Genomic DNA, 14,935 nt, shown 5'->3' on the forward strand with positions numbered 1-14,935 from the left:
TAATAGCATCCAACTCCAGCGCGGGGAGATGGGTCCATGGGCACCGACGTTCAGGGCGACTGGAAGCGGCGCGAAGGTTGGAAGAGCGCGCTGACGCAGGTGGCCGTGGTGGCCGTGGTGCTCGCGGGCGCCGTCACCTACTTCGTCCACCGGGGCTCCGTCCGAAAGGAGACGGAGGAGCGCATGCGCGCGGCCCGCTCCGCCGCCCTCCGGGGCAACCCCGCCGACCTCGCTCGCGCCATGGCGGAGCTGGAGACGCTCTTCCAGGTGGACGCCCAGGCCCGCGACGGCCAGGCCCTGGCCGCCGACATCCAGACGGTGCTGTGGCTGGAGCACCACCAGCCCGGCGCCGACACCAAGGCGCGTGAGTACCTCGCCCGCGCGGAGGAGCTCGACTCCCGCTCCGGCGAGCGCTACAGCGCGCGCGCCCTCCACCTGCTCGCGGCAGGAAAGACGGCCGAGGCCGAGAAGTACCTCGCGGACCTCCAGACCCAGGGCGCGAGCAGCCCCCGGCTGACGCTGGCCCTGGCCCTCACGCTCCAGGCGAAGGGCGACCTGCCCGGCGCGCGGCAGGCCTTCGCTCGCGCCGCGGAGGGCGCCTACCGGGACACGCGCTTCACCACCGCGTACGCGGAGGCCCTGCTCGACGAGGGCCAGTACGCCCAGGCTGTGGAGGTCTTCGAGAAGACCACCAGCGTCAACCCGGACCACCTGATGGCGCGGCTCGGCACCGGCCTCGCGTACGTGTACCAGGGCAAGAAGCTGGAGGAGGCGCAGCGCGCGCTCACCACCGCGTCGGAGAAGGAAGTCGAGCTGACGCCCTCGCTGCGCTCGCGACTGGGCGCGCTGAAGGCGGAGCTGGCGCTGACGCGAGGCGCGGCGGACGAGGCGCTCCAGGAAGCGGACACCGCGCTGAAGGCGGTGCCGGATGACGTCTACGCCCTCTTCGCGCGGGCGCGGGCCCTGTCGGCGCGGAAGGTCCCCGAGGCGCGAGCCGCCTTCGAGGCCGCGGTGGCGAAGCGACGCACCGCTCCCCTGCTCTACCTGGATGGCGCGCGCAGCCTCCAGGCCTCCGGAGACGCCACCGGCGCGCTGGCCCTGCTCGACGCGTACGAGGGCACCTTCGGCGCCATCCAGGTGGCCTCCGCGGACGGCAAGAAGGTGGGCCTCTTGGAGCAGGACGGCCGCTACTGGCTGGCGCGCGGTGGACTGCTGGAGGCCGCGGGCCGGCAGGACGACGCGCTCGGGGCCTATGACAAGGCCATCGCCGCGAAGGGCGTGGGCCTGGCGCGAGCGCAGTACGCCAAGGGCGCGCTGCTGGTGCAGCGCAAGGACTACGAGGGTGCGAAGGCGCTCTTGGCCACGGTGGCGCCGGACACGGGCGCGGGCACGCTGCCGGAGGCGTACACCGCCATGGGTGACCTGCTCTTCGCGCAGAACGCGTACGCGGCGGGCTGCCAGCACTACTACTTCGGCCTCGTGCGCGCCCGCTCACAAGGCGCGACGCGCGAGGAGCTGGCCTCGCGCATCGACACCGTGAAGAAGGGCCTGGAGTCGTCCGGCCAGGGCGCCATGGCCAAGGCGTGGATGAACGAGACGGGCGTCCTGCTCCAGTAGCGCCGCTCTCGACTACAGCAACTCCGACGCCTCCAGCGGACGGTACTTGGCGCGGACGATGCGCCACTCACCGTCCGTCTCCTTCTCGAACGTGCCTTCGATGAGGTAGGCGTTGAGCACGCTGTCCGCCGCCAGGTCCTTCAGGTTGTCCGCCTGGGAGCGCCCGAAGATGAAGCGGGCCTGGAAGTCGCCCTGCGAGGGCGAGACTTCGTGCACCTCCAGGTTCGTCGTGAAGATGCGGACCCACTGGCCGCGCAGCACCTGGCCCGTGAGCACGCCCCGGACCTGCCGGTTGTCCCAACCACCGTCCGTCTTGAAGCGCTCGGACACGCCCTCCATCACCCCGGAGATGTCCTTCTGCTCCGCGGCGCGCGTCATGGTGATGACCTGCCGGGTGATGGCCTCCGGGACGCCCGGCTCCCGGCGCGGCCAGAAGAAGAGCACCGCGCCGGCCGCGACGAGCGCCAGCGCCACCCCCACCACCTTCGAACGCGACAACATCACCATGTGCTCCTCACGCCGCCTCGGGCTCGAGCACCAGCTCGTCCGCGTCGATGATCTCCAGCGGCCGGAGCGCCTCGCCAATCTGCTTCAGGCGGCGCTCCGACAGCTGCTCCAGGTACGTGCGGATGTGCGGGAAGGTCCGGACCAGCTCGTGGAACGCGTTGCGCTCCAGGAAGGCCGCCGCCGTCTTGCGCGTGGCCGCCACGGTGGCGGACGCGCGCAGGCCCGACAGCAGGGAGATCTCCCCCGCAACATCGCCCTCGCGCAGCACACCCAGCGTCACCGTGCCGCCCGCCGGGTCCTCCTTCTGCACCACCAGCTCGCCGGCCAGGACGAGGAACAGGCCCGGCGAGTGCTCGCCCTCCACCAGCACCTTCTCGTTCGGCTGGAGCGCGCGGAAGGCGAAGCGCTGGAGCATCGCCCCGCGCTCGGACTCCGGCAGCGTCTGGAACATGGGCGAGGTCGCCATCAGGTTTCGCGCCATGCGCTGCTGCGCGAAGTCCGCCAGAATCTGCGGGACGGCCGGGTGAGTCTTGGCCACCGCGTTGAGGTGCTCGCGGCGAATCTCGAAGACCTCCGTGTCCGACACCGCGGCCACCGTCGCGGTGGGAGTCGCGCCCGTCAGCAGCGCAATCTCGCCGAAGATGGAGCCGCCGCCGAGGAAGCCCAGCGTCCTCGCCTCGCCGTCCATCTGCCGCGTCACCTCCGCCTTGCCCGCGACGAGCACGTAGAGGTGGTCGGTCGGCTCGCCCTCGCGGCTCACGACTTCCTCGGGCCGCACCCGGCGCCAGGCCATGCGGCCCACCAGGTCGATGAAGGCCTCGCGGTCCAGGTCCGCGAACAGCGGCAGCGGGGGCCGGCTGTTGGGGTCCGCCGAGCCGCCCGGGTCCGGCGCGGCCAGCACCTCGATGGCGCGGTTGGACAGCTCCTCGCCGACGAGGCCCATCAGGTCCGTCTCCACCTTGCCGTCGTACAGCGTCTCCGGCGGCAGCGGCGGGGGCACGGCGGCGCGGCCCGGGGCGCTGCGCACCGCGCGCGAGTGGACGCGAATCAACGTGTCCTTCAGGCGCCGCTCGTTGGGAGCCAGGTCCAGGGCCTGCTTGCACGCGGCCATGGCGGACAGCAGGTAGTCGCGGCGCAACAGGCCCTCCGCGCACGCGTGGTACGACGTGACGGCGCGCTCACGCTCGCCCAGCTCCGCCAGACACCGGGCCGCCATCATCCGCGAGCGGTGGTCCGCGGGGACGCGACGTACGGCCTCCGCGAACACGGCGAGGGCGCGCTCGAACTGGCGCTCCTCGATGAGGTCCATTCCGAGTTCACGCAGCGACGACTCGCTCATCCCATCTCTCCACGAACCTTCGTTGTTGAGGCAGGGCCGCTCACGGCTGCATCTCGCTCAGGTACATCTCGGCCTTGCGCTTCGTATCCGAGCCGTCGGGCGCTGTCTCGATGACAATCTTGAACTTCACCGCCGCGGACGCGGGGTCCCTGTCGCGCTCGATATACGCGCGCATGTAGAGCTCCTCCACCTTCTTCTGCAGCTCGTCCAGGCCGTCGCGGGCCCGCCGGTCCCCGGGGTTGAGGCGCAGGGCCTCGCGGAAGTTCATCCCCGCGCCGGACAGGTCGCCCTTCTTCAGCGCGGCCTGTCCCGCCGCCAGGGCCGCCGACGCGAGCTGCTCATCCAGCGTGTTGCCCAGCGAGCCCTGGAAGCCAATCTGCCGGTACAGCTCCGCCGCCCGACGCAGGGGCTTGGACGCGGACTCCAGCGCGTTGGACGCCAGCTTCTTCTGCGCGTCATCCAGCGAGCGCTGGAACTGGGGGATGAGCGTCTTCAACTGGCGCGCCCGCTCCTTCACGTCCTTCTCCGCCTTGTACTTCTCCACGACGCGGTCGCACTCGAGCACCGCGCGCGTGTAGTCCCCGCCGTTGAAGCGGCGCTCCACATCCGTGAAGGCCTCCTCGAGGAAGAGCTTGCGCTGCTCCTTGGCGTTCATCGCGGCGCGCTCGCGGTTGGCGCGGTCTCTGCGCGCGCCGTCCGCGGACTCCTTCGCCAGCTCCGCCTCCAGGTCCAGGAGCTTCTGCGAGTAGGCGGGCCGGTTCAGGTCCGGCACCTTCGCCAGCAGCGGCCGGGCCGCCTCCGGGTCTCTGGCCGCGAGCGCCTCCTCCATCTGCTGGATGCGAAACGCGGCGTCCTTCTCCTCCAGCTCCGTCTCCAGCTTGCGACGGATGTCGTCCATCTTGGCCGTGCCCTGCGGCGCGGCCTCCAGCTTCGCGCGAGCCTCGTCGAACTGGTTGGCCGTCATCAGCGCGCGCACGGAGTCAAAGGCTTGGATGACTTCCAGCTGCTTGCTCGCCGCCCGGCCCAGGCCTTCCTCGTCCGCGCCCGGCCGCAGCTTCTCCGCCTCTTCGACCAGCCGAACCGCGTTGGCGTAGTCGTCCGCCCGCACCGCCTCGCGCGCCTTCTGCATCAAGAGCTTCGCGCGCTCGATGTTCGGGTCGACTGGAGGAGGAGGCGGAGGCGCCGAGGGCGTCAACAAGAGGCCCATCATCAGCAGCACCACCAGGCCACCGCCCACGCCGATGAGCAGCTTCGTCTTCGAGTTCGCCCCACCACCGCCCGTGACGGCGCTCCGGGGAGGCGGCCTGGGACGGGGGATGGCGATGGCGCCCTTCCCCTTGTTGTTCGCCCCCTTGTCCTGGAGGGACTCCGGCACCCGGTAGTTGGCGTTGGTCATCTCGTTCAGCCGGGGATCATTCGGATCCACGTCCGTACCCCGCGCCGCGCCCGCCGCCTTCCGGGCTTCATCCTTCTCCTTGGCGGCCTCCTCGCGCTCGCGCTTCTCCTCCGCCTCGCGCGCCTCCGCCTGGGCGCGCATCTCCTTGATCTGCTCCGCCTCGTCCACGAAGCGCAGGCGCGTCTTCCCCATGGCGATTTCGTCGCCGTGCTTGAGGAGGCACTCGTCCACGCGCTGGTCATTCACCTGGGTGCCGGAGATGCTGCCCAAATCCCGCATCGCCACGCCGGCCTGGCCGTAGACGAGCTCCAGGTGCCGGCGCGACACCGACTGGTCGTCGAGCACGAAGTCGCAGTCCTTGCCGCGCCCCACCACCATCCGCACGCCCTGGAAGCGCTTCTTGCGCCCCCGGTCCGGCCCGGCCAGCACCAGCATCTGCACCGGCGGCCCGGCGCGCGTGGACTCGGAGTTGTCGTCATCGTCGTCGCGGCGCGACTCCTCCTCGCGCGACTCGGGCACGGCGCCCACGCGCGTCTCGTCCGTGCGGGAGCGCGGAGGCTGCGCGTCACCGTACAGCTCCGGGTTGGCGGGGCCATCGGGGCCATCATCCCCGGAAGGAGGTGCGGCGAAATCCTCGTCGGCGGGGGACGCCTCGCGCGGAGGGCGAGCCTGGGCTGACGGCTTCGCCGATGGAGAGTCCGCCCCCGCGTCACCGCCGGAACGGCCGGCGCCAGCGCGAGGAGAGGATGGAGGACGAGCAGGCATGGGGTGGGGTCCAGGTTCCGAAACGCTCGGCATCTTAAAGCGGCGCACCCACGGTGGGAATGCGACAGGCCCGCCTCTGGGGAAAGAACGGGGGCCATTGTCCGTTGCTCCGGGAGATTTCCCCTCCTATGTAGGTTTCCACACCCCCAACGCTTCACCGAGGGAGTTCCCGAATGCCCCGAGCGTCCGCGCCGACCCGACGCGCCCCTTCTTCCCAGCTCGCCCCCCCGGCGGTCCGGCAGCCCTCGCCTGCCCCCCTGCTGCCCCAGGCGCTGCTCGAGCGGCTGCTTTCGGTGGCCATGGAGCGCGGGGGTGACTTCGCGGAGGTCTACGTGGAGCGCACCCACAGCACCAGCGTGGTGCTGGAGGAGTCGCGCATCAAAAGCGCCCAGACGGGCCTGGTGCAGGGCGTGGGCGTGCGGGTCATCTCCGGCGGCAAGGTCGGCTACGCCTTCTCCGACGACTGGGACGAGCCCGCGCTGCTGCGGGCTGCCTCCACGGCGGCGATGATTGCCCAGGGCCAGGGCTCCGAGCGCGCGTTCCCCGTCTCCCGCGTCGCGGTGCCCAGCCACTACCGCGTCCCCACCCCGCTGTCGGACGTGGAGGTGTCACTCAAGGCGTCCCTGCTGACGCGCGCGGACCAGGCGGCGCGGGCCTTCGACTCGCGGGTGACGCAGGTCAACGGCGGCTACGTGGACCAGACGCGGCGAATCGCCGTGGCCAACACGGAGGGCCGCTACTCCGAGGACACCCAGGATTTGTGCCGCATGTCCATCCAGGTGGTGGCGCAGGGCAAGAAGAACGAGCGGCGCACGGGCTCGTACGGCGGCGGCGGCCGGGTGCCGTTCACCCACTGGGCCACCTTCCCGCCGGAGGACGTGGGGCGTGAGGCGGCGCGGCAGGCGGTGGCGACCATCGGCGCGGTGGACTGCGCGGCGGGCCCGCAGACGGTGGTGCTGGCGCCCGGCTGGAGCGGCATCCTCCTGCACGAGGCGGTGGGCCACGGCCTGGAGGCGGACTTCATCCGCAAGGGCACGTCGCTGTTCGCCGGCAAGCTGGGGCAGAAGGTCGCCTCCGAGCTCGTCACCGTCATCGACGACGGCACGGTGTCCAGCGGGCGCGGCTCCATCAACATCGACGACGAGGGCACCCCGGGCGAGCGCAAGGTCCTCATCGAGAACGGCGTGCTCAAGGGCTACCTCTACGACAGCCTCAACGCGAAGCTGATGGGGCAGCGCTCCACGGGCAGCGGGCGGCGCGAGTCCTTCCGGCACCTGCCGATTCCTCGCATGACGAACACGTTCCTCGCGCCGGGCAACCACCACCCCGACGACATCCTCAAGGAGGTGAAGCGCGGCCTGTACTGCGCGACCTTCGGCGGCGGGCAGGTGGACATCAGCAACGGCAACTTCGTCTTCGAGGTGAGCGAGGCGTACCAGATTGAAGACGGCAAGCTGGGTCGTCCGGTGAAGAACGCCATCCTCATCGGCGTGGGGCCAGAGGCGATGAAGAACGTGTCCCGCGTGGGGAATGATCCACAGCCGGATCCGGGCATGGGCGTGTGTGGGAAGAACGGGCAGTCGATGCCGGTGGGCGTGGGGCTGCCCACGGTGCGCATCGACAACGTCACCGTCGGCGGAACCCAGGTCGGTTGAGAGAGAGCGCCAGACACCATGGACTACCAGAAGCTCGCGAAGAAGATTGTCCAGCGCGCCGTGAAGAAGGGCGCCCGTCAGGCCGAAGCGTTCCTGGAGGTGAGCCGCCAGAGCAAGGTGAGCGTGCGCGAGGGACAGATTGAAGACCTCACCCAGTCCACGTCCAAGGGCGTGGGCCTGCGCGTGGTGGTGAAGGACCGGCTCGGCTTCGCCTTCACGTCGGACTTCGAGCCCTCGGGCCTGGACCTCCTCGTGGACCAGGCGCTGAAGCTGGCCGAGGCCGCCGCGCCCAACAAGCTCAACGGCCTGCCCGGCGTGAAGGAGCTGGGCCGCTTCGGCGACACGGGCGAGCTGTATGACCCGGCCGTGGCGAGTCTCCCCGGCGACTGGAAGGTGAAGGCCGCGCTGGAGATGGAGAAGGCGGGGCGTGATGAGGACTCGCGCGTGACGACGTTCAACGCGGTGGGCGCCGGGGACTTCGTGTCCGAGGTGTACGTCGCGTCGTCGGAGGGGATGACCGGGGGCTACTCGGGCACGTACGTGTACCTGTACGCGCTGCCGGTGGCCGCCGCGGAGGGCCAGCTCCAGAAGGGCTACTGGCTGGACTACAAGCGCTTCCTCTCGGACCTGGCGTCGCCGGAGTCCATCGGCCGCGAGGCGACGCGGCGCGCGGTGCGGATGCTGGGTGCGAAGCGCGTGAAGACACAGCAGGTGCCGGTGCTCTTCGACCCGCTCGTCACCGCGTCCTTCATGTCGGGCGTGGCCAGGGCGGCCAGCGGCAACGCCGTGCACCAGCAGGCCAGCATGCTGGCATCGCTCCAGGGCAAGCGGCTCGCGAGCGAGCACGTCACGCTGGTGGACAACGGCCTGTTGCCCCGGGGCCTGGCCACCGCGCCCTTCGACGGAGAGGGAGTGCCCACGCGGCGCACCCCCATCATCGACCGGGGCGTCATGTCGAACTTCCTCTACGACGCCTTCACCGCGCGCAAGGCGAAGGCGCGGCCCACGGGCAACGCCAAGCGCGGCTACAGCGCGCTGCCCTCCATCGGCACCAGCAACCTCTATCTGGAGGCGGGTACCACCCCGCCCGAGCAGCTCATCCGCGAGGTGGACCGGGGCTTCTATGTCACGTCGCTGCTCGGCCACGGCGCCAACCCCGTCACGGGCGAGCTGTCCGCGGGCGCCAACGGCCTCTGGATTGAGAACGGCGAGCTGACGCACGCGGTGCAGGAAGTCACGGTGGCCGGCAACGTCCTGAAGATGCTCCAGGACATGGACGGCGTCGGCAACGACTTGCAGTTCCGCAGCGGCACGGTGGGCGCCCCCACTGTCCGCTTCCGGCAGCTCACCCTCTCGGGAGAGTAGCCCTACCTCCCGCGTCCCCCTAGCGTGGACGACGCGGGAGGCCACCCTCCCCCACTCGGTGGGGGAGGCGCATGTCAGGGCCTCCGGCTACACCTTTCGTCCGCAGCGCAGGAGGGCGCACCCATGGCAGCGAAGTCCGCACGGAAGAAGACGGCCGCCGCCCCGAAGGCGAAGCCGGCCACCCCCAGCACCCCTCGCAAGCCCCGCCGCAAGAAGGCGGTCCCCAAGTCCCGGGGCCTGACGCCCGCGGACGTGGCCAGCGACTCGGTGGAGTACCCCCTCGAAATCCTCGAGGCCGTGCGCACCGATGGCGGCGAGGTGCTCGGCGTCTACCGCGAGCCGTTGGGCGGCCACCCGGTGGTGCTCGCGGTGCTGCCCATCGACCTGGTGGAGCCCACTCCGTACCAGCGGGACTTGTCCGAGCCCCACGTGAAGCGGCTCGCCAGCGCCATGGAGCGGTTGGACCGCTTCCTGGACCCCGTCATCGCCGTGCGCAAGGACGGCAGGTACTGGACGCCCAACGGCAACCACCGCCTGCACGCGAGCAAGCTGCTGGGCGCCAAGTCCATCGTCGCGCTGCTGCTCCCCGACGAGGACGTGGCCTACCAAATCCTCGCCCTCAACACGGAGAAGGCCCACAACCTCAAGGAGCGCTCGTTGGAGGTGGTCCGCATGTACCGGGGCCTCGTGGGCGCGGGCCGCGCAGGCAAGGAGACCGCCTTCGCGCACCTGTTCGAGGAGCCCGCCTTCGTCACGCTGGGCGCCGCGTACGAGAAGCGCCCCCGCTTCTCCGCGGGCGCCTACCACCCCTTCGTCAAGGTGGTGGAGGACTTCCTCGACAAGCCGCTCGTGGACGCGCTCGCCCTGCGCGAGGCCCGGGCGGACCGGCTCCTGGAGCTGGACGACGCCGTGGTGGCCGTCGTCAACGGCCTCAAGGAGCGGGGCATGCAGAGCCCCTACCTGAAGAACTTCGTCGTCGCCCGCATCAACTTCCTGCGCTTCCGCAAGAATGGCGGCAAGCCCGACTTCGACGAGACCCTGGACCGGATGCTCGCCAGCGCGCTCAAGTTCAACCTGGAGTCCGTCAAGCGCGAGGACATCGGCCGGATGGGCGGTGGCCCTGTTGAGTCGGACGAAGAGCACGGCTAGGGAACGGGGATTGCAAGAAGCGGCGCCCAACATGACCACCTCCACCGTTCTCGTCGTCGATGACGACCGCGCCAACCTCGACTCCGTGACGCGCATCTTCCAGCGGGAGAACATGGCCACGCTGTCGGCCGCCAACGGGACGGAGGCGCTGGAGCTCTTGCGCCGGCCCGAAGTCACGGTGATGGTGACCGACTTGATGATGCCCGGCATGGACGGGCAGGAGCTGCTGCGCGCGGCGCGCACCATCCGCCCCGACGTGGAGGTGGTGCTGATGACGGCCTACGGCACGGTGGAGACGGCCGTGGCGGCGATGAAGGACGGCGCCTACGACTTCATCACCAAGCCCCTCAAGCGCCACTCGCTGGTGAAGGCGGTGCAGAAGGCGCTGGAGAAGCGGGCCCTCGTCTCCGAGAACCAGACGCTCAAGGCGAAGCTGGCGGAGATGAGCGCCGCGGGCGGGCGCACCATGGTGGGCCAGTCCCCCGCCTTCCGCGCCATGCTGGACACCATCCGCCAGGCGGCGCCTTCCACCGCCACGGTGCTGCTCCTGGGCGAGTCCGGCACCGGCAAGGAGCTGGCCGCGCGCTCGGTGCACGAGTTCTCCAGCCGGGCCAAGGGCGCCTTCGTCGCCGTCAACTGCGGCGCGCTGCCGGAGAACATCCTGGAAGCGGAGCTGTTCGGCGTGGAGCGCGGCGCCTTCACCGGCGCGGTGGCCCGTCGCGAGGGCCGCTTCGAGCGCGCCCACGGCGGCACCCTCTTCCTGGATGAAATCGGAGAGATGCCGCTGCCCGCCCAGGTGAAGCTCCTGCGCGCGCTGGCCGAGGGCGAAATCGAGCGGCTGGGCGGCACGCAGATAGTGAAGGTGGACGTGCGGCTGGTGGCCGCCACCAACAAGGACCTCCAGAAGGAGGTGGCGGAGGGGCGCTTCCGCGAGGACCTCTACTACCGCCTCAACGTGGTGGAGATCCGCGTGCCCGCGCTGGCCTCGCGCCGGGAGGACATCCCCCTCTTGGCGGACGCGTTCCTGCGCCGCTTCGCCGTGAAGAACGGCAAGGTGCTGCGCGGCTTCTCCCCAGAGGCGCTCCAGACGCTGGAGAACTATGCCTGGCCCGGCAACGTGCGGGAGCTGGAGCACGCCGTCGAGCGCGCGGTGGTGCTGGCCCGCAGCGAGGTGCTGGAGGCCAGCGACCTGCCCGAGTCGGTGCGCAAGGGCCCGCTCGGCGCCGCGTCCCAGCTGGTCATTCCCATTGGAACACCCATGGAAGAGGTGGAGCGCCGGGTGATCCACGAGACGTTGCGCCACACCAAGGGCGACAAGACGCTGGCCGCCCGGCTGCTGGGCATCGCGGCCCGCACCATCTACCGCAAGCTGGAGCGCGAGCAGTCCAACGGCGGCGAGCCCTCCACCGGCGGAAGCGAGGACTGACAGGCCGTCACAAAGGCCCCCACCTGGCTTTGACAATTTGTCCCAAGGCTCGGGGCAGCTCGCTCAGTCGCCCGGAGCGGCCCTTCATTCCGGAATAATTTCGAGCGCTTGGCCGTCCCCCTTGATTGGCCCCACTGGCCCGCGGTGGCACCTGGCTTGCTCTCCACGGGTTCGGCTTTCTCTCGGAAGCGTGATGGAACTCTTCTTTCGAAAATACTTTTGGACGGTGAACCTGCTGTTCGTCCTCCTCGTCGCGCTGTTGGCGGCGAAGACGGTGAACCTGTTCGTCGAATCCGCCATCTCCCCGGTGCCTACGTCGGGGGCCGCTTCGCGCGCGCCCGCCAACACCCGGCCAGCCCAGTCCGCACTGGCGCTGCCGGACATGGAGCAGCTGTCCCGGGTGACTGGCATCAAGATTCCGGAGCCGGAGGTCGCGGTGGCGGAACCCACCGCGCCTCAGGTCGACCCCAACGCGGCCCCGGTGAAGAGTGGACTTCGCGTGAAGCTGCTCGGCACGCTCGTCGCCGGCAACCCCGACTGGTCCTTCGCTTCCATCCAGGACATGGTCACCCAGCGCTCGCAGACGTACATGGTGGGCAATGCCCTGCAGGGCGCCACCGTGCTCGAAATCGAGCGTGAGCGCGTCATCATCGTCAACGGGGGCCGCAAGGAGTTCATCGACGGCAACCCGGGTGACGGCGCGCAGGCCTTCACGCCGCCCACGCCTCCGGTGGCGCAGACGAACACCACGTCCACCAGCGGCATCCGCGCGGTCAGCGACAACGAGTACGAAGTGCCGCGCGCGGAAATCGACAAGACGCTCAACAACCTCAACGACGTCGCCATGCAGGCGCGCATCGTCCCCGCCTTCAAGGACGGGCAGGCCGTGGGGTTCAAGCTCTTCTCCATCCGCCCGGACTCCATCTACTCCAAGATTGGAGTCCAGAACGGCGACGTCATCCGCCGCATCAACGGATTCGACCTCAACAGCCCCGAGAAGGCGCTCGAGGTCTATTCGAAGATGAAGGACTCATCCCGCATCGAAATCGAGATCGAGCGCAACGGCGCGCCGATCCGCAAGTCCTACAACGTCCGTTAAACCCCACGCCGCGCCCGCTCCTCCATGAAGACGCTCCCGTCCTGGATGCTCTGCCTTTGCCTCGCGCTCGCCGTCCCCGCGCAGGCCCAGCGCCGCCCCCCTCCGCCCGGCTCCTCCGCGCCTGCCGCGCCGGGTGAGCGGACCATCACTCCCCAGTCGCCGCCCACGGGCGCCGACGAGACCAACCAGGGTTCACGGCGCACGCCCACGTGCGAGGAGGCCCGGCGCAACGCGCGCTACGGCATCTACTTCGACAAGGTGGAGATCGAAAAGCTCGTCCAGACGGTCGCCGACGCCACCTGCCGCACCTTCATCCTCCCGGAGAACGTGCGCGGAAAGATCTCCATCATCGGCCCGGAGAACGGCCGCGTCGAAGTGGACGCGGACGCGTTCTACTCCGCCTTCCTGGCCTCGCTCGACGCCAACGGCCTGGCCGCGTACCAGTACGGCCGCTTCATGAAGATCGTCGACAAGCGCTCGGCGAAGCAGAACCCCATCCCGACCATCGTCGAGGACGGCCAGCCGTACACGACCAACGAGCAGATGATCACCAAGCTGTTCCGCATCCGCAACGTGGAGGTGGAGCCGCTGCGCGGCGTGCTGCAGCAGCTGGTGTCCAAAGACGGCGACACCATCCCGTATCCGCCGGACACCATCATCGTCAACGACGTGGGCTCCAACATCCACCGCCTGGAGCGCCTCATCAACCAGCTGGACACGCGCGCGGCCAGCGACGAGCTGCGCGTCATCCAGGTGCAGTACGCGTCCGCGCAGGACGTGGCCACCACGGTGCAGCGCCTCTTCGAGGCCAAGGGCGCACGCCCCGGTCAGCGCCCCGGGACGTTCACCCCGGGCAGCACGCCGCCGGGTCAGCCGGGTGGTGAGGTCATCGCGCAGCCCGCCTCGGGCGGCCAGGAGGCCTCCGCCGGGCCGGTGACGCTGTCGCAGATCATCCCGGACGAGCGCACCAACAAGCTCATCATCGTGGCCAGCCCCGCCGCGTTCGAGCGCATCCAGGACATCGTCACGCAGATCGACATCCCCTCCGGCACGGGCGGTCGCATCAACGTCTACTACCTGGAGAACGCCAACGCGGAGGAGCTGGCCAGCACGCTCCAGTCGCTGGCCCAGGGCACCGCGAACCGGCCGCGCTCGCCGATGCCGAACATGCCCCAGGGCGCCCCGCGTCCCACCGGCACCACCCAGGCCGCGGAGCTGTTCAGCGGCGAGGTGAAGATTTCGGCGGACAAGGGCACCAACTCGCTGGTCATCGTCGCCAGCCAGACGGACTACAAGAACATCGTCCAGGTCATCCAGCAGCTCGACACGCCGCGCCGCCAGGTGTTCGTCGAGGCCGTCATCATGGAGGTGAACCTGGACCGCAACGCCGAGTTCGGCGTCAACCTGCACAGCGGCTTCGCGCTCCAGACCGACCGGGGCGCGGCGCCCGGCCTGATTGGCACCAACAACGGCGGCCAGGGGCTTCCGCCCTCGCTGAGCCTGGCGAACCTGGCGTCCTTCGGCGGCTTCCTGGCGGGTCTGCAGGGTCCGGTGATTCCGGCGCTGGAGAAGCTGGGCCTGGACATCCCCGCCTTCGGCGTGGTGCTGCACGCGATGCAGCAGAGCTCCGACGTCAACGTGCTCTCCACCCCGCACATCCTCACCAGCGACAACGAGGAGGCGGAAATCACGGTGGGCCAGAACGTGCCCTTCCAGTCCGGCTTCTCGCCCTCCTCCCTGGGCTCCCAGGTGGGCGGTGCTGGCGGCGCGGCCGGTGGCCTCAACCCGTCGCTGCTCGCGGGCCTGGGCGGCCTGGGCTCGCTGTACGCGCCCATCCAGCGCCAGAACGTGGAGCTGAAGCTGACCGTCAAGCCGCAGATCAACGACAGCGACTACATCCGCATGGTCATCACCGAGCAGACGGAGGAGATCGCCTCCAATGACCCGGTGCTCGGTCCGACGACGAGCAAGCGCAGCGCGAAGACGACGGTCATCGCCAAGGACCAGGAGACGGTGGTGCTGGGCGGCATCATGCAGGACCGCACCATTGAGTCCGTCACCAAGGTCCCGGTGCTGGGCGACATCCCCATCATCGGCAACTTCTTCCGCGAGACTTCGCGCAAGAAGACGAAGACGAACCTGCTCCTGTTCCTGACGCCCTACATCATCCGGGGCCCGGAGGACTTCCGCATCATCTTCGAGCGCAAGATGAAGGAGCGTCAGCAGTTCGTGGAGCAGTTCTACGGCCAGGTGCCGGGCTACGACGTGGCGGTGGACTTCAGCCGCAAGCCCGGTCCGCTGTCGCGCATGAACCAGGCCGTCATCCGGGAGCGCAACCGCGCGGAGAACGGCGGTCCAGGCCTGAACGGGGAGCGCATCATCGGGCCCGGCGCGGGACAGACCCCGGCGACGCCGCCTGCTCGCCAGAACACCACGCAGCCCGCGCGGCCCACGCCTTCCCAGTCGCGTGAGCCGGAGGTGCGGGAAGCAGCACCGCCCGCCGGGGGTTCCGAAGAGTCACCCCCCGCGGCCCCGACGCCCGAAGCGCCGGCTCCGGAGTCCTCCGGAGACGCGTCGCCAGAGCGCCTGCGCATCCAGCCTGAATCGGGGAACTAAG

The 14,935-nt window shown here is 69.9% G+C and carries 10 protein-coding genes; 7 read left to right on the plus strand and 3 right to left on the minus strand.

The annotated features are described in order from the left end of the window. Window positions 1-36 precede the first annotated feature (36 nt). Window positions 37-1,617, plus strand: coding sequence for a tetratricopeptide repeat protein (locus LZ199_RS12995; protein ID WP_253993989.1), 1,581 nt, complete (start codon window positions 37-39; stop codon window positions 1,615-1,617). Window positions 1,618-1,629: 12 nt separating this feature from the next. On the opposite strand, the gene LZ199_RS13000 is transcribed toward LZ199_RS12995, so the two are convergent. The 3 genes from LZ199_RS13000 to LZ199_RS13010 are packed head-to-tail and all read right to left on the minus strand — an operon-like array spanning window position 1,630 to window position 5,624. After that, the gene (locus tag LZ199_RS13000; protein ID WP_253993990.1) at window positions 1,630-2,124 is read right to left on the minus strand and encodes a hypothetical protein; all 495 of its coding nucleotides are present in this window, start codon (window positions 2,122-2,124) and stop codon (window positions 1,630-1,632) included. Window positions 2,125-2,131: 7 nt separating this feature from the next. Next, entirely contained in the window at window positions 2,132-3,463 is a 1,332-nt protein-coding gene (locus LZ199_RS13005) for a cyclic nucleotide-binding domain-containing protein (RefSeq protein WP_253993991.1), read from the minus strand. Between the two features lie 40 nt (window positions 3,464-3,503). Continuing rightward, window positions 3,504-5,624, minus strand: coding sequence for an FHA domain-containing protein (locus LZ199_RS13010; RefSeq protein WP_253993992.1), 2,121 nt, complete (start codon window positions 5,622-5,624; stop codon window positions 3,504-3,506). 173 nt (window positions 5,625-5,797) lie between these two features. Between LZ199_RS13010 and LZ199_RS13015 the strand changes: the two genes are divergently transcribed. From LZ199_RS13015 to gspD, 6 genes are all read left to right on the plus strand, one after another. Next, window positions 5,798-7,279, plus strand: a complete 1,482-nt coding sequence (locus LZ199_RS13015) for a TldD/PmbA family protein (protein WP_253993993.1) — start codon at window positions 5,798-5,800, stop codon at window positions 7,277-7,279. Window positions 7,280-7,297: 18 nt separating this feature from the next. Beyond that, a complete protein-coding gene (locus LZ199_RS13020; RefSeq protein WP_253993994.1) occupies window positions 7,298-8,644 on the plus strand; it encodes a TldD/PmbA family protein in 1,347 nt (448 codons plus the stop codon). A gap of 123 nt (window positions 8,645-8,767) precedes the next feature. Beyond that, complete coding sequence (locus LZ199_RS13025; protein ID WP_253993995.1) at window positions 8,768-9,793, plus strand: ParB/RepB/Spo0J family partition protein; 1,026 nt, start codon at window positions 8,768-8,770, stop codon at window positions 9,791-9,793. A gap of 31 nt (window positions 9,794-9,824) precedes the next feature. Continuing rightward, window positions 9,825-11,219, plus strand: a complete 1,395-nt coding sequence (locus LZ199_RS13030) for a sigma-54-dependent transcriptional regulator (RefSeq protein WP_253993996.1) — start codon at window positions 9,825-9,827, stop codon at window positions 11,217-11,219. Between the two features lie 193 nt (window positions 11,220-11,412). Further along, window positions 11,413-12,318: a type II secretion system protein GspC gene (gene gspC / locus LZ199_RS13035; protein ID WP_253993997.1), complete on the plus strand. Its 906-nt coding sequence runs from the start codon at window positions 11,413-11,415 to the stop codon at window positions 12,316-12,318. Window positions 12,319-12,342: 24 nt separating this feature from the next. Beyond that, window positions 12,343-14,934: a type II secretion system secretin GspD gene (gene gspD / locus LZ199_RS13040; protein ID WP_253993998.1), complete on the plus strand. Its 2,592-nt coding sequence runs from the start codon at window positions 12,343-12,345 to the stop codon at window positions 14,932-14,934. Window position 14,935: the final 1 nt, after the last annotated feature.

The organism is Myxococcus qinghaiensis (assembly GCF_024198215.1).
GTDB lineage: Bacteria > Myxococcota > Myxococcia > Myxococcales > Myxococcaceae > Myxococcus > Myxococcus qinghaiensis.

Bases quoted from the DNA above. Each gene is read 5' to 3' on its own strand.
- LZ199_RS12995 (WP_253993989.1), top strand. From the start codon at position 37: ATGGGCACCGACGTTCAGGGCGACTGGAAGCGGCGCGAAGGTTGGAAG.
- LZ199_RS13000 (WP_253993990.1), bottom strand. From the start codon at position 2,124: ATGGTGATGTTGTCGCGTTCGAAGGTGGTGGGGGTGGCGCTGGCGCTC.
- LZ199_RS13005 (WP_253993991.1), bottom strand. From the start codon at position 3,463: ATGAGCGAGTCGTCGCTGCGTGAACTCGGAATGGACCTCATCGAGGAG.
- LZ199_RS13010 (WP_253993992.1), bottom strand. From the start codon at position 5,624: ATGCCTGCTCGTCCTCCATCCTCTCCTCGCGCTGGCGCCGGCCGTTCC.
- LZ199_RS13015 (WP_253993993.1), top strand. From the start codon at position 5,798: ATGCCCCGAGCGTCCGCGCCGACCCGACGCGCCCCTTCTTCCCAGCTC.
- LZ199_RS13020 (WP_253993994.1), top strand. From the start codon at position 7,298: ATGGACTACCAGAAGCTCGCGAAGAAGATTGTCCAGCGCGCCGTGAAG.
- LZ199_RS13025 (WP_253993995.1), top strand. From the start codon at position 8,768: ATGGCAGCGAAGTCCGCACGGAAGAAGACGGCCGCCGCCCCGAAGGCG.
- LZ199_RS13030 (WP_253993996.1), top strand. From the start codon at position 9,825: ATGACCACCTCCACCGTTCTCGTCGTCGATGACGACCGCGCCAACCTC.
- gspC (WP_253993997.1), top strand. From the start codon at position 11,413: ATGGAACTCTTCTTTCGAAAATACTTTTGGACGGTGAACCTGCTGTTC.
- gspD (WP_253993998.1), top strand. From the start codon at position 12,343: ATGAAGACGCTCCCGTCCTGGATGCTCTGCCTTTGCCTCGCGCTCGCC.